Source organism: Paenibacillus sp. EB106-04-04-XG159, assembly GCF_058791835.1.
The window spans coordinates 13694-37113 of record NZ_JBYTDY010000012.1 but is presented as its reverse complement, the minus strand read 5'-3'; the positions used below and the strand labels follow the sequence as shown (position 1 = coordinate 37113).

General features: G+C 48.9%; 30 protein-coding genes. 25 read left to right on the top strand and 5 right to left on the bottom strand.

All coding sequences use genetic code 11. The features are described 5' to 3' along the window. The first annotated feature begins 82 nt into the window (after positions 1–82). Positions 83–1051 carry a patatin-like phospholipase family protein gene (locus AC3WTP_RS15550; protein ID WP_492395541.1) on the top strand — a complete coding sequence of 323 codons (969 nt, stop codon included), beginning with the start codon at positions 83–85 and terminating at the stop codon, positions 1049–1051. Positions 1052–1119: 68 nt separating this feature from the next. Here AC3WTP_RS15550 and AC3WTP_RS15545 read toward each other — a convergent pair whose 3' ends face one another. Continuing rightward, positions 1120–1431 carry a hypothetical protein gene (locus tag AC3WTP_RS15545; protein WP_492395540.1) on the bottom strand — a complete coding sequence of 104 codons (312 nt, stop codon included), beginning with the start codon at positions 1429–1431 and terminating at the stop codon, positions 1120–1122. Between the two features lie 31 nt (positions 1432–1462). Continuing rightward, positions 1463–2410 (bottom strand): DUF1385 domain-containing protein, encoded by a 948-nt coding sequence (locus AC3WTP_RS15540; protein ID WP_492395539.1) that lies wholly within the window; start codon positions 2408–2410, stop codon positions 1463–1465. Positions 2411–2646: 236 nt separating this feature from the next. On the opposite strand from AC3WTP_RS15540, the gene AC3WTP_RS15535 reads away from it, so the two are divergent. From AC3WTP_RS15535 to AC3WTP_RS15515, 5 genes are all read left to right on the top strand, one after another. Continuing rightward, positions 2647–3180: a YqhR family membrane protein gene (locus AC3WTP_RS15535; protein WP_492395538.1), complete on the top strand. Its 534-nt coding sequence runs from the start codon at positions 2647–2649 to the stop codon at positions 3178–3180. A 233-nt stretch (positions 3181–3413) separates the two neighbouring features. Continuing rightward, complete coding sequence (aroQ, locus tag AC3WTP_RS15530; RefSeq protein WP_492395537.1) at positions 3414–3854, top strand: type II 3-dehydroquinate dehydratase; 441 nt, start codon at positions 3414–3416, stop codon at positions 3852–3854. A gap of 46 nt (positions 3855–3900) precedes the next feature. Then, complete coding sequence (locus AC3WTP_RS15525) at positions 3901–4974, top strand: M24 family metallopeptidase (protein WP_492395536.1); 1074 nt, start codon at positions 3901–3903, stop codon at positions 4972–4974. A gap of 47 nt (positions 4975–5021) precedes the next feature. After that, complete coding sequence (gene efp, locus AC3WTP_RS15520) at positions 5022–5579, top strand: elongation factor P (RefSeq protein WP_492395535.1); 558 nt, start codon at positions 5022–5024, stop codon at positions 5577–5579. A gap of 248 nt (positions 5580–5827) precedes the next feature. Further along, positions 5828–7081 carry an aspartate kinase gene (locus tag AC3WTP_RS15515; protein WP_492395534.1) on the top strand — a complete coding sequence of 418 codons (1254 nt, stop codon included), beginning with the start codon at positions 5828–5830 and terminating at the stop codon, positions 7079–7081. A gap of 44 nt (positions 7082–7125) precedes the next feature. Here AC3WTP_RS15515 and AC3WTP_RS15510 read toward each other — a convergent pair whose 3' ends face one another. The 3 genes from AC3WTP_RS15510 to comA all read right to left on the bottom strand — a co-directional run bounded on the left by AC3WTP_RS15510 (position 7126) and on the right by comA (position 9346). Then, a complete protein-coding gene (locus AC3WTP_RS15510; RefSeq protein ID WP_492395533.1) occupies positions 7126–7587 on the bottom strand; it encodes a DUF441 domain-containing protein in 462 nt (153 codons plus the stop codon). A 155-nt stretch (positions 7588–7742) separates the two neighbouring features. Continuing rightward, positions 7743–8468 carry a 2-phosphosulfolactate phosphatase gene (locus AC3WTP_RS15505; protein WP_492395532.1) on the bottom strand — a complete coding sequence of 242 codons (726 nt, stop codon included), beginning with the start codon at positions 8466–8468 and terminating at the stop codon, positions 7743–7745. 59 nt (positions 8469–8527) lie between these two features. After that, positions 8528–9346 (bottom strand): phosphosulfolactate synthase, encoded by an 819-nt coding sequence (gene comA, locus AC3WTP_RS15500; protein ID WP_492395531.1) that lies wholly within the window; start codon positions 9344–9346, stop codon positions 8528–8530. A gap of 221 nt (positions 9347–9567) precedes the next feature. Between comA and AC3WTP_RS15495 the strand changes: the two genes are divergently transcribed. The 19 genes from AC3WTP_RS15495 to AC3WTP_RS15405 all read left to right on the top strand — a co-directional run bounded on the left by AC3WTP_RS15495 (position 9568) and on the right by AC3WTP_RS15405 (position 23346). Beyond that, the gene (locus AC3WTP_RS15495) at positions 9568–9816 is read left to right on the top strand and encodes a YqhV family protein (protein ID WP_492395639.1); all 249 of its coding nucleotides are present in this window, start codon (positions 9568–9570) and stop codon (positions 9814–9816) included. A 181-nt stretch (positions 9817–9997) separates the two neighbouring features. After that, on the top strand, positions 9998–11008 hold the full coding sequence (gene spoIIIAA, locus AC3WTP_RS15490) for a stage III sporulation protein AA (RefSeq protein ID WP_492395638.1): 1011 nt from the start codon (positions 9998–10000) through the stop codon (positions 11006–11008). Then, positions 11001–11525 (top strand): stage III sporulation protein SpoIIIAB, encoded by a 525-nt coding sequence (gene spoIIIAB / locus AC3WTP_RS15485; RefSeq protein ID WP_492395530.1) that lies wholly within the window; start codon positions 11001–11003, stop codon positions 11523–11525. The genes spoIIIAA and spoIIIAB overlap by 8 nt, the downstream gene beginning before the upstream one ends. A gap of 11 nt (positions 11526–11536) precedes the next feature. Beyond that, a complete protein-coding gene (spoIIIAC, locus tag AC3WTP_RS15480) occupies positions 11537–11740 on the top strand; it encodes a stage III sporulation protein AC (RefSeq protein WP_458569773.1) in 204 nt (67 codons plus the stop codon). A gap of 9 nt (positions 11741–11749) precedes the next feature. Next, positions 11750–12139: a stage III sporulation protein AD gene (gene spoIIIAD / locus AC3WTP_RS15475; protein ID WP_492395529.1), complete on the top strand. Its 390-nt coding sequence runs from the start codon at positions 11750–11752 to the stop codon at positions 12137–12139. Positions 12140–12163: 24 nt separating this feature from the next. Then, positions 12164–13447 carry a stage III sporulation protein AE gene (gene spoIIIAE / locus AC3WTP_RS15470; protein ID WP_492395528.1) on the top strand — a complete coding sequence of 428 codons (1284 nt, stop codon included), beginning with the start codon at positions 12164–12166 and terminating at the stop codon, positions 13445–13447. A 24-nt stretch (positions 13448–13471) separates the two neighbouring features. Next, positions 13472–14326: a stage III sporulation protein AF gene (spoIIIAF, locus tag AC3WTP_RS15465; RefSeq protein ID WP_492395527.1), complete on the top strand. Its 855-nt coding sequence runs from the start codon at positions 13472–13474 to the stop codon at positions 14324–14326. A gap of 109 nt (positions 14327–14435) precedes the next feature. Then, entirely contained in the window at positions 14436–15095 is a 660-nt protein-coding gene (spoIIIAG, locus tag AC3WTP_RS15460) for a stage III sporulation protein AG (protein ID WP_492395526.1), read from the top strand. A 30-nt stretch (positions 15096–15125) separates the two neighbouring features. After that, entirely contained in the window at positions 15126–15770 is a 645-nt protein-coding gene (locus AC3WTP_RS15455; RefSeq protein WP_492395525.1) for a SpoIIIAH-like family protein, read from the top strand. Positions 15771–15939: 169 nt separating this feature from the next. Beyond that, complete coding sequence (accB, locus tag AC3WTP_RS15450; protein ID WP_492395524.1) at positions 15940–16419, top strand: acetyl-CoA carboxylase biotin carboxyl carrier protein; 480 nt, start codon at positions 15940–15942, stop codon at positions 16417–16419. A gap of 48 nt (positions 16420–16467) precedes the next feature. After that, a complete protein-coding gene (gene accC, locus AC3WTP_RS15445; protein WP_492395523.1) occupies positions 16468–17811 on the top strand; it encodes an acetyl-CoA carboxylase biotin carboxylase subunit in 1344 nt (447 codons plus the stop codon). A 119-nt stretch (positions 17812–17930) separates the two neighbouring features. Further along, positions 17931–18341, top strand: a complete 411-nt coding sequence (locus tag AC3WTP_RS15440) for an Asp23/Gls24 family envelope stress response protein (RefSeq protein WP_492395522.1) — start codon at positions 17931–17933, stop codon at positions 18339–18341. Positions 18342–18409: 68 nt separating this feature from the next. After that, a complete protein-coding gene (gene amaP / locus AC3WTP_RS15435; protein ID WP_492395521.1) occupies positions 18410–18946 on the top strand; it encodes an alkaline shock response membrane anchor protein AmaP in 537 nt (178 codons plus the stop codon). A 15-nt stretch (positions 18947–18961) separates the two neighbouring features. Beyond that, entirely contained in the window at positions 18962–19192 is a 231-nt protein-coding gene (locus tag AC3WTP_RS15430; protein WP_458569783.1) for a DUF2273 domain-containing protein, read from the top strand. Positions 19193–19359: 167 nt separating this feature from the next. Then, positions 19360–19827, top strand: a complete 468-nt coding sequence (gene nusB / locus AC3WTP_RS15425) for a transcription antitermination factor NusB (protein ID WP_492395520.1) — start codon at positions 19360–19362, stop codon at positions 19825–19827. Positions 19828–19932: 105 nt separating this feature from the next. After that, positions 19933–20790, top strand: coding sequence for a bifunctional methylenetetrahydrofolate dehydrogenase/methenyltetrahydrofolate cyclohydrolase FolD (gene folD, locus AC3WTP_RS15420; RefSeq protein ID WP_492395519.1), 858 nt, complete (start codon positions 19933–19935; stop codon positions 20788–20790). A 34-nt stretch (positions 20791–20824) separates the two neighbouring features. Then, positions 20825–22195, top strand: a complete 1371-nt coding sequence (xseA, locus tag AC3WTP_RS15415) for an exodeoxyribonuclease VII large subunit (RefSeq protein ID WP_492395518.1) — start codon at positions 20825–20827, stop codon at positions 22193–22195. Further along, a complete protein-coding gene (gene xseB, locus AC3WTP_RS15410; protein WP_492395517.1) occupies positions 22185–22445 on the top strand; it encodes an exodeoxyribonuclease VII small subunit in 261 nt (86 codons plus the stop codon). The genes xseA and xseB overlap by 11 nt, the downstream gene beginning before the upstream one ends. Then, positions 22438–23346, top strand: coding sequence for a polyprenyl synthetase family protein (locus tag AC3WTP_RS15405; protein WP_492395516.1), 909 nt, complete (start codon positions 22438–22440; stop codon positions 23344–23346). The genes xseB and AC3WTP_RS15405 overlap by 8 nt, the downstream gene beginning before the upstream one ends. Positions 23347–23420 lie beyond the last annotated feature (74 nt).

The window sequence follows — 23420 nt, the reverse complement described above, 5'->3', positions numbered from 1 at the left end:
GCACTAACATAAGACACCCCCATCTCTCATACATAACAGTATGAGGCCTGTGTAAACAGGAGCAGATGGGGGTGTTCATTATATGTACATGAATGCCGTTTTCGAAGGAGGGGGAGTACGGGGGATTTCACTTGCTGGTGCGGTTAGGGCAGCTGAACTAGCCGGATTCAGCTTTGGCAGAGTAGCGGGGACATCATCAGGCTCAATCGTAGCCTCCTTAATCGCAGCAGGATACACAGCAGAGGAGATGCGGGATATCATAATGCGAACGCCGTTCACATCGTTCCTGAAGCGAGCTCCGGTCTTTCGGGTGAAATGGATTGGCCCTGCAGCAAGGCTGCTGATGAAAAAAGGCCTTTACTCTGGCGAGGCATTGGAGCATTGGGTTCATGAATTGCTCGCGGCAAAGGGGATCAGAACTTTCGGAGATCTGAAACCGGATAAACTTCGCATCATTGCTTCCGATATTACGAACGGCCGCTTGCTGGTGCTGCCCGACGATATCAAGCAATATGGAATCGAGCCCCGCAAGCTGTTTATTAGCAAGGCCGTGCGAATGAGCACGAGCATCCCGTACTTTTTTGATCCAGTTATGATCCGCGATGCTTCAATGAAAGGTATCCGAAATCAGTTCAAGAAGCAGTTTACATATGTCGTGGATGGAGGGATGCTGAGCAACTTTCCGTTATGGTTGTTCGAGCACGACCAGGACCCGCGTACGAAGCGTGTTGTGCCTACGATCGGATTTCAGATGGTTGGTCGACAGGATAACCAGCCGCGCCAGATTAATGGAGTCATCTCGATGCTGCAGGCGATGGTAGAGACGATGATGTCTGCTCATGATCAGCGTTATATCGAGAAGCGCAATATATATCGAACCATTAAGATCCCGACATTGGGAGTAGGCGTGACAGAATTCGATATCACGAAGGATCGTAGTCTTGCCTTGTATGCATCCGGTCTTGCGGCTGGAACCGAATATTTTAAAAAGTGGGACTTTGGCAATTATGAGACTTACTATGAGACCTATATTACGAAGACCAAGAAATGAATAGACTATCCTATGCGAAAGAGGCTCACACATCCGATATGAACGGAGGATGTGTGAGCCTCTTACTATTATTTGCTCTTCTCTTTAGACTTGCTGCCTTCAATTAATCGGAGGTCGGCAGAGGAACGGCGGCGTTCCGTCTTGCGCGGCGGATGATTCGCTCCAGACTTCATGGCTCTTACCTTTGCTTCTGTCTTCGCCGACTTCTTAATCTTCGGCTTAACGGGTCCGCGTTTCGGACCGAACTTGTATGCCGCAAAGATGATCGCGATCAATACAATAGGTATGATTAAGGCATATGGATCGCTTGTTAACCAGGTTATGAGTCCAATTCCAGCGAGCAGCAGCAATACAAGCATAGGCCATGATGGACGTCTCATCGATTATCCGCCCTTTCCGAATCGTTGGTATTTACGAAGCAATATCTACCGTAAGCTCACTATCCAGTTCTCTCATTCGCGTAAAGGAGGCGATTGACACTTCCACTTGATCATCACTAGGTTCTTTAGTCGTCAGTAACTGCAGCCACAGCCCTGGGTAACCCATATAACGGAGCACTGGCACTTCGCGGAGCGAATTCGTTAGCTTCAGGAATTCATACGAAACGCCGATGACGACTGGCAGCATGACAAGCCGGCCAATGACCCGTTCTACTAATCCATCATATGGAACGAAGGAGTAGATGATGACGCCGACCAATACAGTCAGAACGACAAAGCTGCTGCCGCAGCGGTAGTGCAATCTCGTAAACTTCTGAACATTGTCTACAGTAAGCTCGACGCCAGCTTCATAAGCGCTGATTACTTTATGTTCAGCTCCATGGTATTGGAACAGTCGTTTAATGAGCGGTGTCAAGGAGATCGCCCATAAGTAAGCAATTAGAATGATAATCTTAATGATACCTTCGATGATGGCGTGAATAACTCTATTGTCGAACAGCTTACCGAACAGAATCTCCTCGATTGCAGCAGGTCCAGCTGTGAATATGACCTTGCCCACAATAAACGATAATACCCCAACAACAGCAACGCCGAGTATCATAGACAGGTCCCAGCTTGACTTCTTATCATCCTGTTGAGCTTCAGTGCCATCCTCATCCTCATCCTCAGCGTACTTCTCAGCGGAGAAATTAAGGTGCATAGCTCCCTTGGCGCTTGCTTCAATAATTCCTACCAAGCCGCGCAGGAGCGGAATCTTCTTGAGCGCGGTTACCCACTTCTTATCGGTGCGCGGCACCTCATAGTAAGAAATATCATTATTTTTGCGGCGAACTGCGGTAACGTTCACCTTGCGACCTGCGAACATTACGCCTTCAATAACCGCTTGTCCTCCGTATGCAACTTGTGCTTGTTCAGACAATCTCTTCACCATCCTTGTGAGTTCATACATGCCTTAAGCGGCTACTATTAATGCTATTGTATCGAATTTGAGACACATTTGCCACAACATATAGATTACATGATATTGTTTATTGCCAATTCCCCGTTTAGTTGCACTTTGTTGGCGCATACTACCTACAATTAGCTGCATTCATCAAGTCACTTGTAAGACGGGGGCTTGATGAAAAGTTTAGAGCTGGTGGAAAGGGATGCATCATGAACGAGCCGTATTTTCGTAAACAAGAACAAATGAAACAGAAGAAACATCAAACAAACAAATTCTATTTTGCGGTGCAGCTTGGATTATTTGCCGGTCTTATCTGGGGAGGGGTGCGATGGATAGCGTACGCGCTGCACTTTACCATCATCGTTCCCGGCTTCATGCTGGAGCCCTACTATAAGCATGAGTTTTTGGAAAAACCGGCAGGCGGGTGGCTGGGTTGGGCTTCCTTTATTGCTCTGTCTATAATAGCGAGTTTGATTTATACGCTCTTGCTTAAAAAAATACCAGGCTTCTTGGCGGGTATAATATATGGAGTAATCTGGTGGGTTGTTCTATTTATCGTAATTGGACCGATGCTGAAGTGGATGCCGCCAATAACGAAGGTAAATTGGAATACTATCTGGACAGATAGCTGCTTGTTCTTGCTGTGGGGGCTGTTTATCGGCTATACGGTAGCCATCGAATTTAACGATGAGCGAGTACGCGAGTCGGTTAATCCAACGAAAGGAAATCAACAGGATGCATAAGGACAAATTCGACATTAACAAGTAAATATCGATATTATTGAGGCCATCGCAAACAGAATCGGCCAAATTGGAATAGAAAATGCGTGATTTAATCGATGTTTATCCTGTGTATATGCTTCTCAAGCGCTGCTTCGTGTGATAAAATACGTGAGTATTCGTCTACATAAGTTCTCTGTTGTCTCGTATGCAATCTAGATGGATAGAGATACTCGGCATGAACAGGTGGGATAGATATGGCACATTATCTTGTATTGAACGGTCCTAATCTTAATATGTTGGGCATTCGTGAGCCGGATGTGTACGGAGTCGTAACACTCGCCGCTATAGAAGAGCGCTTAAGCAAGATTGCTGCTGATCTAGGTGTTGAGCTTGAGTTTCTGCAGAGCAACCATGAAGGGGTTATAATTGACCGTATTCATGCCGCTTATGGAACTTGTGACGGCATCTTGATCAATCCCGGCGCGTGGACTCATTATAACTATGCTATTCGCGATGCTTTAAGCACAGTCGGGCTGCCAACGGTTGAGGTCCATATGTCTAACATTCATAAACGAGAAGCTTTCCGTCATCATTCTGTGACGGCTTCTGTCGCGATCGGGCAAATTGCTGGATTCGGTGCGTACAGCTACGAGTTGGGGCTTCATGCCTTGCATCATGCCGCTCAACAGACGTAAGCAAGTACTAACGGACATTAATGATCTTATAGAGGAGATGATTCGGATGAGTAACTCACGTGTGCAGCGATTACGTGCCGCAATGGACAACAACGGTCTTGAGGCGCTTTGGATTGCTAGCGGCATTAACCGCCGTTACTTGACGGGCTTTACAGGTTCAGCAGGTTTCGTCCTGATTACGAAGGATCGGGCAGTGCTGTTAACTGATTTCCGCTATATGACGCAAGCTCCGCAGCAGGCGAAAGACTTCGAAGTGGTGGAGCACGCTAAAGTATCGGATACGCTCAAAGGCTTGCTCTCGGATATGGGCATTCAGAAGCTCGGCATCGAACAGGAGCATATGTCATATGCCACATTTAAAGAGCTTCAGCAGGACCTTAATCCGATAGAACTCGTCGGGACAAGTGGATTAGTTGAAGACATCCGCATGATCAAAGATGAAGGCGAGCTTCGAATTATGCGAGAAGCGGCTGATCTGGCGGATCGCACTTTCTCACATATTCTTGGTTATTTGAAGCCCGGCGTGTCGGAGCTTGATATCGCGCTTGAGATGGAGTTCTTCATGCGCAAGAACGGTGCAACCTCCAGCTCATTTGATACGATTGTGGCTTCGGGCGAACGTTCTGCGCTGCCGCATGGCGTTGCCAGTGATCGCATCATCCAAGGCAATGAGTTTATTAAGTTGGACTTTGGCGCTCTGTACAAAGGATATTGTTCTGATATAACCCGTACTGTCGTACTGGGCAAACCGTCAGACAAGCACAAAGAGATTTACAATATTGTATTGGAATCGCAGCTGTATGCGTTGGAGCATATCCGTCCTGGTATGACTGGACGTGAAGCCGATGCGCTTGCTCGCGACATTATTACCAAGCATGGATACGGTCCGAACTTCGGACATAGCCTCGGACATGGCTTGGGTATGGAGGTTCATGAATCTCCTCGCCTGTCCAAAGCTGGAGATACGGTGTTAACTCCTGGAATGACCGTAACGGTTGAGCCAGGCATCTATGTGCCTGGATTCGGCGGTGTTCGCATTGAAGACGACATCGTCATTACGGAAAACGGGATTGAAATAATAACACATTCAACGAAAGATCTGCTCGTACTTGATATGTAATGATACATGCTTTACGGGTCTGAACGTATGTAGGAGGGAAATTAATAGTGATATCAGTAAATGATTTTAAAACAGGCTTGACAGTATTAGTAGACGGTGACATCTTCTCCGTTGTTGAATTCCAACACGTAAAGCCGGGTAAAGGTGCGGCGTTTGTTCGCTCCAAGCTTAGAAATCTGCGCAACGGCAACATCACGGAGAAAACGTTCCGTGCTGGTGAAACAATCGGCCGCGCACAGATCGACAACCGTGAAGTTCAGTACCTTTACAACAGCGGTGAAGAGTACACATTCATGGACAACGAGTCTTACGATCAATTTAACTTGTCCAAAGATCAGCTCGAATGGGAAATCAAATTCCTGAAGGACAACATGGTCGTTAACATCTCCAGCTTTCAAGGTGAAATCCTTGGGATCAGCTTGCCTACAAGTGTTGAGCTGAAGGTTATCGAGACTGAGCCAGGCGTTAAAGGCAACACGGCTCAAGGCGCATTGAAAAATGCAAAAGTGGAAACAGGCTTGAACGTTATGGTTCCACTCTTCATCAACGAAGATGATGTTCTCTTGATTGATACTCGTGACGGCAAATACATGTCCCGCGCGTAATAATGAATGAAGACAGAAGAACTCTGGCTGCTCCTTGGAGCACTGGGGTTCTTTTTATACTATCGTACAATAACGCTTTACCGCAGAGAAGATTGTGGTATAATGATAGGAATCTGATAGAGGAAGCTTGAAAGGGATGGCAGCTATTTTCAAGAATTATGCAAATTTTGCTTTCCCATGTCAAAGTGGATGCTATATAATAAGTTTTTAGATGAAATTTACATCCTGCGGGATAGGAGTGAGTCAGCGTGGCATTATTCGTAATGAAATTCGGAGGGAGTTCGGTCGGCGATATCGAACGCATGCAGCGAGTTGCCAAACGTGTCGTCGAGAAGAAATTGGAAGGTCATCAATGCGTAGTCGTGGTTTCAGCAATGGGAGACACGACAGACGAATTAATTGATAAATCGAAGCTGTTGAATGAACACCCGCCAGCAAGAGAGATGGATATGCTGCTGACGACAGGTGAGCAGATTAGTGTAGCGTTATTGTCAATGGCGATTCATCAGTTAGGACATGCAGCGGCTTCCTTTACGGGATGGCAAGCAGGTTTTCGTACGGATAGTACGCATGGCAAAGCTCGGATTCTAGACATTGAACCCGAACGAGTTCAAGTGGCACTTCAAGCAGGCAGTATCGTGATCGTTGCAGGCTTCCAAGGCATGTCGGAGTCCGGTGAGATTACGACATTGGGTCGCGGCGGTTCGGATACGACTGCAGTTGCGCTTGCGGCTGCTATTCAAGCAGATGTATGCGAAATTTATACCGATGTGGACGGAATCTACTCCACAGATCCGCGTATCGTTCGATGTGCTCGCAAGTTGAAGGAAATTTCATATGATGAAATGCTGGAGCTGGCTCATTTAGGTGCTGCAGTCCTTCATCCTCGAGCTGTAGAGTATGCTAAGCATAACAATGTGTGCTTGGTCGTGCGTTCAAGTTTCAATCATAATGAAGGGACATACGTCAAGGAGGAAGCGGTTATGGAACAGGGAGTTGTAGTAAGTGGTATTGCATACGATAAGAACGTAGCTCGCATTAGTATTCTGGGTGTTGACGATCAACCGGGTATACTAGCGAAAGTGTTCGGTACGTTGGCTGATGCGGGAATAGATGTTGATATAATCGTACAAAGCGGCGTAATGGACGGCACAGCGGACTTCTCCTTCACAACAGGCTTGGAAGAATGCGAGAGTGCCATCCAAGTTCTTCACAAGCTTCGCTCAGAGCTTCCTTATCGCGATATTACTTCTGAGAAGGACCTCGTTAAAGTGTCGATCGTCGGTGCTGGCATGGTTAGCAACCCTGGCGTAGCGGCACAGATGTTCCAAGTGATGTCTAGCCTTGACATAAGCATTAAGATGGTAAGCACATCCGAAATCAAAGTATCCTGCGTCATTGCCAACAATCAGCTGCATGATGTTATCCGTGCGCTGCATACCGCATATGGATTGGATACTGTGGATCAAGCAATTGTAGGTGGTCCAGAAGAGCGCCGCTAGTATCTTCTATCTCTAATAGGATAGTACATATAGATAAAGAATATTTACGGTGACGGAAAGAACCACCTAAACAATTGAACGAAGAATGCGGTAATTCCTGCGGCCATCAACGGACCAACAGGAATGCCTCTTAAGAAAACGATCCCGATGATCGAACCGGCTACGAGACCGACGATCATTTGCGGATCGTTTTTTAGCAGATGCAAGCCTTGGCCATTCATATATGTAGCTAACGCTCCACCTAGCAACGCCAGAATGCCTGTCCATGATGTAAGCGTAGAGACGATGTCCTTCATATGAATTCGCTCGGATGCGAATGGTACTAGTACCGCAATCGTCAGAAATAGCAGACCAAGCTCCAAGCCGCGCCTTTCAAGCGAAGGCAAGTAGCGTTCCAGATGAACTAATTTGACGATCAGTAATATACATGCTGCCGTTGTAATAATGGGCGAGCGGCTGACCATGCCGATCAGAATAAGCGTAACTAGAATGAACTCCCCGTTCATAGGCGCTGCTCCTTAAAGAAGAGTGAAAGGGCCGTATCGCATAATACCATTCCATGTTAAGAGAACGGCTCGAGACAAGCCCTATACTTCACGTTATGCCAGTGCAGCGCGAGTTTAGAACTAACACTTGTCGCCTGATTCGATCGATTTGTATGTTAGATCGCCATAGGAATCATCATCAGTTGGTCATAGTGCGGAACGAGCGAAATACTGTTCACCGTAGCACAATATTCAATATCCTTCGTATAGCCAAGCTTAGACAATCTTCTTCCGCTAGAGCTGTTCAGCAGTGCTTCATGTAGATTAGCTTCATGATGCAGATAAGCGCTCATGGACATACTGCCGAGGTCGTTGGTCGTAACGGAATCAGAGCTGCGCTCTGCAGCCTTCATGAGTTCATGCAGCAGCAGCCCCGCGCATAGCCCATCCTCTAATGCAAATGAATCCTGAGTGCCGGCGCACAGCAGAGCAACATCCTTGCGCAGGCTCCAAGCCGCCTGTGAACAAGCTCTCGCATTCAGAAATGAGCCGGCCAATATCCGTTCAGCTCGAATTGCCTTTTGAATCGCACGCGTGCCGTTAGTAGTCGTCATCACGATCCGTTTGCCTCGAATCTCATCATTCATATACTCAAATGGAGAATTTCCAACATGGAACCCGGCTATCTTCTTGCAGAAACGCTCTCCTCCGAGCACATCATCTGGTTCACAGCATTGCTTGGCCTGACCAACTGTTTCTACCGGTACTACACCGAGCGCGCCATGTGCAAGCGCGGTTACGATGGTGCTCGTAGCGCGCAGTGCGTCGATGACGATTACTGTACGATGGGTCAGATCGATAACCCTCGATTCGCCGACGCTTGCGATGACGTCAATATGCATCGGTAAATACCCCCTTTATGATGATCTAATACCATTGTGCCTCGTTTATGACCAAGGTCCTAAATTTCATAATTGAACACGTTATGTTCTAGTACCGTATCGGATCTCAGACCGCGCCTTAACGCTTCTAATGAAAGAATATCCTCTGGCGATACATTGCCGATGTTGGCGTTGACCCCAGCAATCTTCAAGATAAACAATTGCTGATCCTTGCGCGGGGCCTCCCACAACAGACGATCCTTCTGCACGATATGCTGCAAGATGGCTTCAACCATCGTGCGGTCACATTCGCCATTGCAGTCGTAGATGCCAACGCTTGCACCCGACTCGCGTCCCTCAAGCGTCATCCAGGAGGCGCCGCAATCCAGATCGTACAGCAGCGTTTCCTCTAATTGCTCGATGTCAAAGCGGCTTCCGCTCAGTTTCTTGCCGTATTCGGAGCAAACCTGGAATCCTTGCTCTTTGGCAAGTCGGATCAGTCGTGAACGTTCGATGCGTGACATTGAAATGGTGCCGTCAGATACTTCAACCGCAGAAAAGCCCATCTCTCTCATCATATGAAAATATTCTGCAACCATGCCTTTTAAGTAGGCTACCTCTAATAAGGTTCCGCCAGGCATGATCGCAATTCCATGTTGACGCGCAAAATGAGTCTTCGTCTTGATTAACGAAAGAGGTACTAATACCGATGTGCCAAAGCCTAGCTTCACTACATCAAGATGCTCGCCAGCGGTAACGATCATATCCTCGAATGCACGTATGCCAAGTCCTTTATCCATTACCATCGTGAAACCGCTGCTTCTCGGTTTAAGATGTCGCATCCCGCTCGGATCGCATAACTGCTCCGGCCACATCGATACAGCATTCCGTAAATTCATGCTCGTGTTCTCCTTTGCCACACAAACTAATCTAACTTTATCCATAATCGTGCTAACTCATGCAAGCAATATATGCCGAGTTCCCCTGACAGGTGCCTACACGATGGTGGGCATGTTTCACATCTCCTCGTGCATACAATGAATTAATTGGACAGGCGGTGCAAGTAGGTTAACCGTTTGATGAGGAGGTTGGATGAAGAGTGCACTGGGATAAATTTGTCATGAGTATGGCGGGTCTGCGGCTTATGTCAGGTACGTTGGAGATCATCGCAGCCATTATTATGCTGCGGTTGAACGAACCCGCGAAGGCGCTGGCGGTTAATTCAATGCTTGCCTTAGTAGGGCCGTTGGTATTGGTTGCGACGACGACGATCGGTCTTATCGGAATAGCAGATAAGTTGACATGGAGCAAGATCATGTGGATTGCTCTTGGCGTAACTTGCCTGCTGGTTGGTGTGCTGAAAAAGTAGATACCATCCCATTTGTACAGGATGTCATATTTATTGAGCTTGACCCATAAACATTTGATAGAAACGGTCAACCATGCTTCAATCCTATTCACATCCAGAGAGGTGGTGCTGCATGAACGATCAACTTCGGACGGGCTGGTCACTCGTTCTTCCGCCAGAGCTCCGCTCGCTCATCCTTCGTATGCCGCCTAACAAATTAAGAGAGCTGGAGGAAATACGGATTCGTGAACAACGTCCGCTGGAAATAGGCAGCGGTGGCGATTTTCATTTCGTTACGCCGAAGGGACTGCTGACTGATCTGCCGCATGAAGCCTATGTGCCGACAAGAGAAGATGCGCACCAGCTTCTTGATCTGATGACGAATCACTCACTCTATACGATGGAAGAACAGCTCAGAAGAGGGTTTGTCACGATCGCTGGCGGTCATCGGATCGGACTAGCAGGCCGAACCGTTCTCTCTAACGGCAAGGTAAGTCATTTGCGGGAAATATCCAGCTTTAATCTTCGCATTGCTCGAGAAGTACAAGGGGCTGCCAGCACAATTATGCCGCATCTCTTAGACCTCAAGCAGCAGACGGTGCATCATACGCTGATCATCTCACCTCCGCAGCACGGCAAGACAACGTTGCTTAGGGACGTGGCTCGCTCGATCGCGTCAGGATACTGGTACCATCCGGATACGAAGTGGAAAGCGCTCAAAGTCGGGGTTGTAGATGAACGGTCCGAGATCGCAGGCTGCCTGAAAGGCGTGCCCAGCTTCGATCTAGGTTATAGGACGGACGTTCTAGACGGATGTCCGAAGGCGGAAGGCATGATGATGCTCATTCGCTCCATGTCGCCTGATGTGTTGGTGGTCGATGAATTTGGCCGTGAAGACGATGTTATCGCGATGAAAGAGGCTATACATGCAGGCGTGCGCGTTGTCGCGACCGCCCATGGCAGCGATATAGACGAAGTCAGCCGCAGGCCTGGCATTGGCACGATGCTGACAGAAGGCGTGTTCAGTCGAATTGTGCTGCTCAAGCGTACGAAGAAAGAATGGACACGCCGTGTGTATGACGAGAAGCGAAGAGCACTGCTGCTAACGGAAGCGCCGCATACACTTCAGGTTACCCAAGCTGCACAGTCAGCCTATGCTTCACCTGCTGCGCAAGTCACACATGTCACGAAGGGCGGCGTATCTCATGCTTAAACTCATCGGTGCCGCTATCGTTATTGGCGCTGCTACAGCTATCGGATGGCTGCAATCGGCTACTTATGCGGAACGGCCTAAGCAGCTGAGGACGCTGATCGTCGGGCTTCAAAGGCTGGAAACAGCCATCGTATACGGTCATTCACCGCTGGATGAAGCCTTCGCCGAGCTGGGAGAACAGCTGCCAGCTCCGCTTAACGGCTTGTTCGATAGAGCGGCGAGCGCGATGCGAGCTCGAGACATTCTAATCGTCACAGCTAAGGAAGCCTGGCTGCAAGCTTTGAAGGAAGCAGGCAAGCAGACGTCGCTTAAGAAGCAAGACTTACGAATACTGCAAGACTTTGGCATGAGCCTAGGCGTGAGCGACAAGGATGATCAACGCAACCATATTCGCCATGCGGTCAAACGTCTAGAGCAAGAGGAGCTATCCGCTCGCGAAGAGCTGGGCAAGTATGGAACGATGTACAGAAGCTTGGGGATGCTTTGCGGCATTTTAGCTGTCATTTTGATGTATTGAGGTGCCATGACATGAATGTGGATGTGAGCGCAATATTCCAGATTGCCGGAATCGGCATCATTATAGCGATGATTCATACCGTATTAAAGCAAATGGGTAAAGAAGATATGGCGCACTGGGTAACGCTCATCGGGTTCGTTGTGGTCTTATTCATGGTTATCCGTTTGCTGGATCATCTGTTTCAGGAGATTAAGACCATTTTCTTGTTTCAGTAGGTGATTGAGATGGAAATCGTGCAGATTGTCGGAATAGGGCTGATCGCAGCGATTCTTGCGCTCGTCGTGAAGGAGCAGAAGCCGATGTTTGCTTTTCTCATCACATCGTTTGCAGGAGTGCTGATCTTCCTGTTTCTGATTGGTAAGATTGAGGCCGTCATCGAAGTGCTGAAGGATCTTGCAGAGCGTTCCGGTATCCAGCCTGTTTACTTAAAAACGATTCTCAAGATTATCGGAATTGCCTACATCGCAGAGTTTGGAGCACAAGTTGTGCGTGATGCTGGACAAGACGGCATCGCCTCCAAGATTGAATTAGCAGGAAAAGTGCTGATTATGGTGCTCGCCATTCCGATCATTAGCGTAATTATTGAAACCGTTATGAAGCTGCTGCCGACATAGGCGGAACGAGGAGGGCTATCCAAGGTGAATAGACACAGTCTCTTAGCTGCCTCGGGTTCAAAGCGCATATGGATTGTGATGGTGCTGTGCCTCATGATCTCTGCGGTCGGCATCAGCTTCGGCGGCTCCACCGTAAGCGGTGAAGCGAATACGGACAAGCAGGTTATAGGTGCAGCTAATGGAATCGCGGAGCCTGCAGGTGAGTCGGTTAACATGACGGACGGTTGGGTACAGCAGCAGACGAAGCAGGTGAACACGGGTGAGGTTGAGACCTATTGGCAGGAGCTATTGTCGAAATATGGGGGATTCTTCCCGCGTGACTCACTGCCAGACTTTGCTGACCTGCTGCTGCCAGGCGGTGAGAAGCTGACGATCAGCAATACGATGAAGGCTCTCGGTAAATTTCTACTGCAGGAAATCATGCTGAACGGCAAGCTAATTGTCACGATCGTCATTCTGGCTGTATTCAGCATGGTGCTGGAAACGCTGCAAACGGCCTTTGAACGCAACACGGTCAGCAAGATCGCTTATTCGATATCTTATATGGTCATTATCATACTTGCGATTAACAGCTTCTCTGTTGCGATCGGTTATGCCAAGGATGCGATAACGAGCATGATCCACTTTATGATGGCCATGGTGCCGCTCTTGTTTACACTGCTGGCTTCGCTTGGCAATGTCGTTACCGTATCCGTCATGCATCCGTTAATTGTGTTCATGATTCATATGGTCGGGACGCTGATCTATGTCGTTGTGTTCCCGTTACTATTCTTCTCCGCCGTCCTCCACATTGTCAGCACGATGGCGGATAAATACAAAGTGACGCAGCTGGCTAACCTGCTTCGCAACTTAAGCGTTGGATTGCTGGGGATACTGTTGACCGTATTTCTCGGAGTCATCTCGGTACAAGGAGTAACAAGTTCGGTTACAGACGGAGTTGCGCTGCGGACTGCCAAGTATATCACAGGCAACTTTGTGCCGGTTGTCGGACGCGTGTTCTCCGACGCAACGGATACTGTTATATCAGCCTCGTTATTGGTTAAAAATGCGGTCGGTCTGACGGGTGTAATCATTCTGCTCTTTCTCTGCGCGTTTCCAGCCCTAAAGATCATGACACTCGCGCTAATCTACAATGTTTCTGCTGCGATTATGCAGCCGCTAGGCGACAGTCCTGTCGTCAGCTGCTTGCGAACAGTCGGCAAGAGCATGATCTTCGTGTTTGCCGCGCTGGCAGCGGTCGGGCTAATGTTCTTCTTAGCCATTACCATTCTGCTTACCGCAGGCAATGTCACGGTTATGATGCGTTAAACCTATGAGAAAGAGGGGGAGAGCATGAGCTGGTTGAGCCAGTGGCTAAAGGAAATCATCATGGTCATTCTATTGGCCGCCTTCATCGATCTGCTGCTCCCGAACCGTACGATGCAGCGGTATGTCAAGCTGATGATGAGTCTCATCATCTTGCTCATTCTGCTGTCACCGATCATGAAGCTGTTTGATTCCAAGATAACGGAGGAGCTGGCTGCGGAATGGGAGAAGGCTTCTGTTGATACTCCTGGAGCCTTTGAATCTCTGACATCCATTCAACGAGAAGCGTCGCGCTTAACGTCAGCGCGCAATGCTGAAGTGATGAAGGTAGCTGCAGCGCAGATGGAAGCAAATATGAAGGTGCAGCTGCGGGAAGAGCTGGCGACGAATCCCACTGCGCTTGGATCAGCCTCGAGCAGCCATGGAGCCGATGTGCCAGCGCTATCAGCGCAGCAGATGAAGCAGGCAGATATCTCATCTATTGCGGTGGAGCTAGCACACACAGTTTCTGGCGAGCCAAGGATAGCTTCGGTAGGGATTACCTTAATGTGGCGAACTGCTGCCGAAGCTGCAGGTGATGAACGAACAAGGCTGCCGCAAGGTACAGGTGAAGATTCGTCTGCTGGTTCTGTTGGGATAGCACCTGTTGAGAATGTTCAGCCTGTTACCATTCATGCCGATCCGAACAGTCAGCATGGAGATACACAAGGTGCAAGCAAGCGGGAGATGACCAATTCCAACCCATCACCCTCACCTCGAGGCAGAGAAGCAATTAGGGAGATGGAAAAGGAGCAGAAGCGGATCGTTGAAGCGGAAGTCATCAGGATGCTGACTACACAATGGCTTGTACGCGCCGAGCAGATCAAGGTGCAATGGGAGTAGCTTATCAAAAATATTTGGACAAACCTGTCATAAATATGGACATGGAGCGTATAGGTGAAATGAGGAGTATGAAATGCATGTTTACGAAAGCGAAAGGCGGTAGGTCGTCGTGGCAAAGTGGCTCCAGCAGATTGAATCGTTACTTGGCAAAGGATCGAATGGAACGAACAAAATAAAAACCTTTCGTTGGCTTCTGCTTCTCGGTCTTATCGGCGCTGCGTTAGTTCTTATAGGCCCATTTAATGTCATCGACGGTACAAGCAATTGGCTGAAGGGGAATGATGGGCGTGAACCTCCAGCAGTTGGCGCGTTTCAAGATCCTGGCGAAACGAAACCAGATAAGCAGGTTGCTGCGAATGTATTCGAATCTATCGAGAATTCGTTCGAGGCTCGTGTACGCGACATCTTGGAAGACATTATCGGTGTAGGACAAGTTGACGTGATGGTCACGATCGATTCGACTGAAGAGCTAGTCATTCAGCGCAATATGAAGGACAGTCAGCAGACGACAGAAGAGAAGGATGCCAATGGCGGTACAAGGCATATCACGCAATTCACGCGTGATGGCGAGATTGTGATGCTGGAATCGTCAGGTGACGATACGCCGATCGTGACGAAGCGCATCAAGCCGAAGGTAAGAGGAGTTGTTGTTGTCGCTGGCGGTGCGGAGAACAAAGTGGTGAAGCAAATTATTACAGATGCGGTCGAGAAAGGCTTGAATGTTCCATCCTATCGCATCTCGGTCGTACCGCGGAAGATTGTCGAATAATGAGGGGTAGAAGAGGGAGGTTGTATTGATATGAATACGAAACGTCAAACGATCTGGTTGGTTTCGATGTTGAGCTTGATGGTCGTACTGTCCGCCTATTACTTGTTCACGGAAGAAGCGACACCGGAAACAGCTAACGGCAAGGGTACCCAAGTAACGGTCAAGGGCAACGCGCAGGAAGCGGGCGTGACACCTGATGTACAGTATCAAGAGGTTACAGGCAAATCAACAACTGATAAAGATGGCAAAAACGTCGTATCACAAGGAACGATATCTGAAGACACACAAAAAATATTGGATCAAGTGGAGTCGCAAGGCGTCATGTCTCGCAGCATGATCGAAGAGAAGCAGATGGAGCGTCATACTCAATATGAGCAATCGGTAGATAAGCTACTGACTACGATCAATGATTCAACGATCACGGATGAGAAGCTATTCAGCGCATATGATGAAATGGAAATGATCGAGGATCGCGAACAGAAGATCACGAACCTGGAAGCACAGCTTCAGCAAGAATATGATAATGCAGTAATTACGCAGGAAGATGACAAGTATAAAGTTGTCGTGCAGAGCAACAAGCTAGAAGTTAAACAAGCAGTTAACATTATGAGCAAGCTGATGAAAGAGCTAAATGTGACGCAGGATAAAGTTAGTGTTCAATATGTTTCCGACTAATAGGTTGATTGCCATGTAAGCAGCAATTTAAAGAGCACCAAGCCCGGTTCAAGCAACTGGGCTCTTTCTATTTGGAACGTTTATGATATAATACTTACGTCTCGATTGATTGTCCACATCCTAAGTATATGATAAATTCGGATACATATCGTTTTGAGGAGTGAATGTCTTGTTCAAAATAAGCGAAATTAAAGAGCTCATAAAGCTGTTGGATCAAACTTCAGTTCAGGAGTTGGAAATTGAGAATGAAGGATTCCGACTCGCGCTGCGCAAGCCAGGCCGTACAGAAGTGGTTGCGGTAAATGCCGCGCCTGCGCCACAAGCGGCTGTGTCCGCACCGTTGGTTGCGAGTGCGCCTGCAGTTGAAGCCGTTGAAGAGACGAAGCCTGTCACGGCTAAGCAAGAGAATCTTCACTCCGTTACATCGCCGATGGTAGGCACATTCTACAGCGCGTCATCACCAGAAGCTGAACCATTCGTTCAAGTAGGCAGCAAGGTTCATGAGAAGAGCGTCGTATGTATTCTTGAAGCGATGAAACTGATGAATGAAGTCGAAGCTGACGTTAAAGGTGAGATTGTTGAAGTGCTAGTTGAGAATGGACAATTGGTTGAATACGGACAACCGCTGTTCTTGGTAAAGCCGGAATAATCAGAACTCGTTCTGAATCGTTGCGAAAGACCAAGAGGAGGCTGAAACATGAAATTTCAAAAAATACTGATAGCCAATCGAGGAGAGATTGCAGTTCGAATCATTCGCGCTTGTCGTGAAATGGGAATTGCGAGCGTAGCGGTGTATTCGGAGGCGGATCGTGATTCACTGCATACACGGCTTGCAGACGAAGCCTATTGCATCGGACCGACATCTTCCAAGGACAGCTATCTAAACTTTACGAACCTGATGAGTGTTGCTACGCTGACGGGATGCGACGCCGTTCATCCGGGATACGGTTTCTTAGCTGAGAACGCTGACTTCGCCGAGATCTGCGATTCCTGCGGAATCACGTTTATCGGTCCGTCACCTGATGCGATTGAACGTATGGGCGATAAGGCTGTTGCCAAGCAAACGATGAAGGATGCGGGAGTTCCGGTTATTCCAGGCTCTGACGGTCTTGTGGATGATATGGAACAAGCGGTGATGATCGCACGCGATATCGGATATCCGATCATCATTAAGGCGACTGCCGGCGGCGGAGGCAAGGGAATTCGGATCGCTGATAATGAGGAAGAGCTCATCAAGCAGATGAAGACTGCGCAGCAGGAAGCGGAGAAGGCGTTCGGCAATGCAGGTGTGTATCTGGAAAAATATTTGACAGGTATGAAGCATGTTGAGGTTCAGATCGTAGCCGACAAGCATGGGAATGTCGTGCATCTGGGTGAACGCGACTGCTCTGTGCAGCGCCGTCGTCAGAAGCTGGTTGAAGAAGCGCCGTGCCCTGTGCTGAACGATGAGATTCGCGAGCGAATGGGTACAGCAGCAGTGCGCGCAGCGCAGGCTGTTTCCTATTCTGGCGCGGGTACACTGGAGTTTCTGCTTGCACCGAACGGTGAATTCTACTTCATGGAGATGAATACACGCATTCAAGTAGAGCATCCAGTCACCGAGATGATTACTGGCGTCGACATTATTAAAGAGATGATCCACGTAGCGGAAGGCGAGAAGCTGTCTGTATCACAGGAAGATATCGTGATTAACGGATGGGCGATTGAATGCCGCGTGAACGCGGAGGACCCATTCCGCAACTTTATGCCTTCACCGGGTCATATATCATTCTACTTGCCGCCTGGCGGTTACGGTGTGCGAGTGGATAGTGCCGCTTATCCAGGCTATACGATCTCTCCGCATTATGATTCCATGATTGCGAAGCTGATTGTTTGGGCGCCAACGCGTGAAGAAGCCGTGGAGCGAATGAAACGGGCCTTGTCCGAGTTCTCAATCGAAGGAATACATACTACGATTCCGTTCCATATACGTCTCTTACAGCACCCTACTTTTATACGTGGGGATTTTGATATCAAGTTCTTGGAAGAGAACGAGGTATAAATTTGGTAATTTGTTTTTCATCATATCGTTTGTCATAAAAATGAACAGATGATATAGTTATGAATAATAGGTGGACAAAGTGGGTATATCCAAACACAAATAGTCAGGAGTGGTCTAGGATGAGTCAAACAATGATCTCCGAAGTCGAACGTACAGATTTGGGAAATATTCAAATTGCGCCAGAAGTTATTGAAGTTATTGCAGGATTAGCAACTGTTGAAATCGAAGGTGTAGCAGGCATGAGCGGCGGTTTTGCAGGCGGTATCGCTGAGCTGCTGGGACGCAAGAACCTTTCGAAGGGTGTTAAAGTTGAAGTTGGACAACGCGAAGCTGCTGTAGATGTATCGATTATTGTTCACTATGGCAACAAGATCCCTGAAGTCGCAGCTAACATTCAGAACAATGTTAAGCGTTCGATTGAGATGATGACTGGCTTGCATGTTGTGGAAGTTAATGTGCATGTGCATGACGTGCATTTCAAAGCGATAGAGAAAGTGGAAGAAGTTGAAGCTGCTACTCGCGTAAAATAAAGCAGGTTGCGGTAACCCCCTCCCTTAGGCAGGGGGTTACCTGTAATTCGACAAGGAGGCTCGACATCATGAGCAGAATAATAGACAGGCTTATGCTGTTTGTATATAGCTTCGTTATCGGGACGCTCTCCTTGGCAGCGATCGCTGCCACTACAGGACTTATACCGCGCTTCTCTATAACGGGGCCAGACTGGCTGATAGGCACAGTCATCGTGACGGCTGCTGTGCTGTTTCTATTTAGCTTGCGTTTCTTCGTCATGTCAGTCAAACGCGAGCGCGTAACTCTGCCATCAATCGATCAGCGTACAGATATCGGAGATATCAAGATTTCGATTGAAACGATTGAGAATGTTGCCCTTAAGGCAGCGGCACGAGTACGTGGAGTAAAGGATCTGAAAGCACGCATTCAAGCGAATGATGCTGGCCTTGATATTACTATCCGTGCCATCGTGGATGGAGAACATGCCATTCCAGGCATAACAGAAGAAGTACAGCGTAATGTTAAAGACTATGTTCACGAAATTACGGGGATTCCTGTGTCTTATGTGTCAGTATACGTTGCCAACATTGTTCAATCACAAACATTTAAGGCACGCGTTGAATAGGTGGTGAGCTTTCCAATGTGGAAAGAGTTATGGGAGAGTCACAGTAGCCGCATCATCGGCATTGGAGCAGGGATCGGTCTCGGATTCATTTATTTGTTTGCTGGTTTTTGGGACATGCTATTCTTTGCCTTGGTCGTCTTTATCGGTTATCAGGTCGGTAAGCATAAAGATTTGAACTTGGGTCCCATGATTCCATGGCAAAGAATGATGTCATGGCTATCTGAACGCAGAAGATGGTTGAAGTAGTCCTATGCACGCTCCGAACGACTGCAGAACCTCGGTCTGACCGATGGAGACGAACGGAGCGAGTATAGGATTTTTGTGTGTCTGCAGAGGAAAATGAAACTGTGTAGGATTAGCAATAGATAATGAGAGAACGATATGAATACAAGCATAAAGCAGGAGGAAGACGAATGAAAAGACGCATGGCGCGTGAGATGGTAATTCATAGCTTATATCAAATGGAGATGAATGGTGTATCTCCAGAACAGGCAGTGAAGATGGTCGTGGAAGAAGCGAACCAAGAGGAAAGTGAACTCGGTATGGAGGGCAAACACGCAACTGCGATGCATGATCAGGTATTGCATTGGGTGACAGACTCGTGGAATAAGCGTGAAGAGCTTGACTCCGTGCTTACGAGATATTTGAAGGGTTATCAAGTGGATCGCTTGTCGCGCGTCGACCGTCAAATCTTGCGATTTGCCGCATTTGAGCTGAACCATCGTGAAGACGTACCGCCAAAAGTAGTGGTGAACGAAGCTGTCATTCTAGCAAAACATTTCGGCACAGATGAATCCGGTAAGTTCGTTAACGGTGTGCTGGGGCAGATGCTGCGTGACCGTGAAGCAGAACGAGGAGCTTCAGCTCCTGTTACGGAGTAAATGAAGCTCAAAGTCCTCATGGATGTCAGAGGAGAACGGATGAGTCTGCGGAACGCTGCTAACGACTTATAGTTGTGATTAGGTACAACAGTGAGGGGGATAACTATGGTGACGAATGTGATGGATGGTAAGGCTGTGTCTGCTGCTATGCGGGAAGAAATGAAGCAGGAAGTGGAACGCTTGAAGTCGCTCCATATACAGCCAGGTCTGGCTGTTGTCTTAGTGGGCGACGATGCGGCTTCTCAAGTATATGTTAACAGTAAACATAAAGCTTGCAACGAGATCGGATATTACTCGGAAGTGCATCGCATGCCTGCGGATACGAGTGAACAAGAGCTGTTGGCTATGATTGATCGCTTGAACAATCAAGCTGCGATTCACGGCATCCTTGTGCAGCTGCCACTGCCGAAGCATATCAACGAGAAGGCAGTTATTGATGCCATTGCGGTTGAGAAGGATGTGGACGGATTTCATCCTATCAGTGTAGGCAACCTTGTTATCGGTGATGATTCCCTGCTCCCATGTACGCCTGCAGGTGTAATCGAGCTGTTGAAGCGGTATCAGGTTCAGATCGCAGGCAAGCATGCCGTCGTGATCGGCCGAAGCAATATCGTGGGCAAGCCGGTGTCATTGCTGCTGCAGCGTGAGCATGCAACGGTCACCATGTGCCATTCTCGGACAGAGAATATCAAAGAGCTGACGAAGCTGGCTGATATCGTCGTTATGGCTATCGGCCGCGCTAATTATCTGGATCGCTCTTACTTGAAACCGGGCGCTGTCGTCATCGACGTAGGCATGAACCGTCTGGAATCCGGCAAGCTTGCCGGCGATGTGGATTATCAGGACGTGAAGGACATGTGTGAGTGGATTACTCCTGTTCCAGGCGGCGTAGGCCCAATGACGATTACGATGCTGATGGTTAACACGCTTAAAGCTGCCAAGCAAATTCATCAGATTCAATAAGGTACAGCAGGGGTGGAGCGAGAGGAGGCGGAGAATGCTGCAAGCCAGTGAAGACCGGATCTTGAGCGTAAAGGATCTGAACCGGTACATTCGTATGAAGCTGGACGGCGATGCACGTATGCAAGATGTATGGCTGCGCGGGGAAATATCAAACTTCACGCACCATTCCAGCGGTCATATGTACTTTACTCTTAAAGATGCGGACAGCAGAATTAAGGCTATTATGTTCGCTTCGGCGAATCAGAAGCTCGCCTTCCGACCGAAGGAAGGAACACGCGTCATTGCTAAGGGATATGTCACGGTATATGAACGTGACGGACAATATCAATTCTACGCCCAACAGATGCAGCCCGACGGCTTAGGAAGCCTGTACTTGGCTTATGAGCAGTTAAAGGAACGGCTGCAGCGTGAAGGGCTGTTTGATGCAGAGCGCAAGCGGAATATTCCCGCGTTCCCAAGAGCCATCGGTGTCGTAACGTCGCCGACAGGGGCCGCGGTACGCGATATTATAACGACGCTGCATCGCAGACAGCCGGGTATACCTGTGCTGCTGATGCCCGTGCTTGTGCAGGGCAAGCAGGCGGCGCCATCCATCGCGGCAGCGATCCGTGCCTTCAACCGCTATGGCGAGGTTGATGTCATCATCGCTGGACGCGGCGGCGGCTCGCTCGAGGAGCTGTGGGCGTTTAACGAGGAAGAGGTGGCGCGCGCCATTGCAGAATCGGCGATTCCAGTTATTTCAGCGGTTGGTCATGAGACCGACTTCACCATCGCCGACTTCGTCGCGGATCTCCGCGCGCCAACGCCTACGGCGGCAGCCGAGCTGGCCGTGCCGCACATCGAGGATGTGCAGCAGCATCTGAGCCATCTCGGCTTGCGCCTGAAGCAGGCTGCGCGGCGCTCGCTCGCCGTACAGCAGGAGCGCTTGCTGCGCGCGCAGCAGGCGGGCGTCATGCGACGCCCGAAGCAAGCGCTGGAGCAGCGGCGCATCGCGCTTGCGCGCTGGAACGATCGGCTGATGAATCAGAGCCGATCGCTTGCAAGCCGCAAGGATAAGCAGCTCGCAGCGCTCACCGCGCGCTTGAAGGATCAATCGCCTGTGCATCAGGTGAAGATCGCGCGCAATCGACTGCGCTCCTCTGACCGAGAGATGCGGGCGGCGATGCGCTCCTTAACGCGCAGGCAGGGCATGCAACTGACTGCGGCCATTCGGCAGCTCGATGCGCTCAGTCCTCTTAAAGTGATGGCTCGCGGTTACAGCCTCGTCTATGACGAACGGGAGACGAAGCTGATTCGCAAGCTGGACGACGTGCAGTTGGGCGATGTGATCAAAGTAAAGGTGGCCGATGGGCAGATCGACGCCCATGTCTGGTCTTTGAAAGGGAGAGACGATGATGAGTCATGAGATGGAACAAATTCAGAGCCTGTCTTTTGAGGCGGCCATGGAACGCCTTGAACATATCGTGCAGCAGCTCGAAAGCGGAGATGTGCCGCTCGAACAAGCGATTGAGTTATTTCAAGAAGGTATGCTTCTGTCAAACAACTGTTCATCTAAGTTGGAGCAGGTTGAACGTCGAATTGAGATGCTGACAGAGCAGGACGGTGAATGGAAGCGTCAGCCGTTCCAGCCGGAAGCGGGTGAAGGCAATGAATAATCAAGCAGATCGTATTCGGGCGTATATGGATGCCCGAATATCTATGATCGAGGAAGCGCTTCCTCGTACGTTGAACAGCGAATGGGATGTGCCAGGGCCGCTGCGCGAGTCGATGCTCTACTCCTTAATGGCAGGCGGCAAGCGGCTGCGTCCGCTGATGGTAATTGCTGCTTGCGAAAGTGTAGGCGGACGCATGGAAGCGGCGCTTCCTACGGCATGCGCAATCGAGATGATACACACATACTCACTCATACATGATGACTTGCCTGCAATGGACAACGATGATTATCGTCGCGGCAAGCTCACGAATCATAAGGTATATGGCGAAGCGATGGCTATACTGGCTGGTGACGGCCTGCTGACTCAAGCTTTTTACAGCGTTGCTCAAACAACGAAACGATATGGAGTACCAGCAGAGATCACCTTGGCCGTAACGGAAGAGCTGGCGGAATATGCTGGCATGCGCGGCATGGTCGGCGGTCAAGCAGCCGACATGCTTGGTGAACAGGGAATAACTTCACAAGAACAGTTGGATTATATCCATTTGCATAAAACGAGCGATCTCGTTATCTTCTCCTTAAGGGCTGGGGCTCGAATTGGCGGAGCGACACAGGAGCAGTTAGCGGGTCTAGAGCGTTATGGACATAATATTGGTCTAGCCTTCCAGATTCAAGATGATATTCTCGATGTTATCGGAGAAGAAGCGCGAACAGGCAAGTCCAAAGGCAGTGACGAGAAGTGCGGTAAAGTAACCTACCCTTATCTGATCGGTCTTGAAGCATCACAGCGTAAAGTAGCGGAATTGACTGAGGAAGCGAAGCAGGCGCTTATCGATGCCAATATCCCATCTCCGACGCATCTGTTTGATCTAGCAGACTTTTTAATGAATCGAGATCATTGATGAGGAACGACTCGGCGCTTATCTATGGTATAATTAGTGATGAGAAAATAGTACTTTAATCAGTACGGACTCCT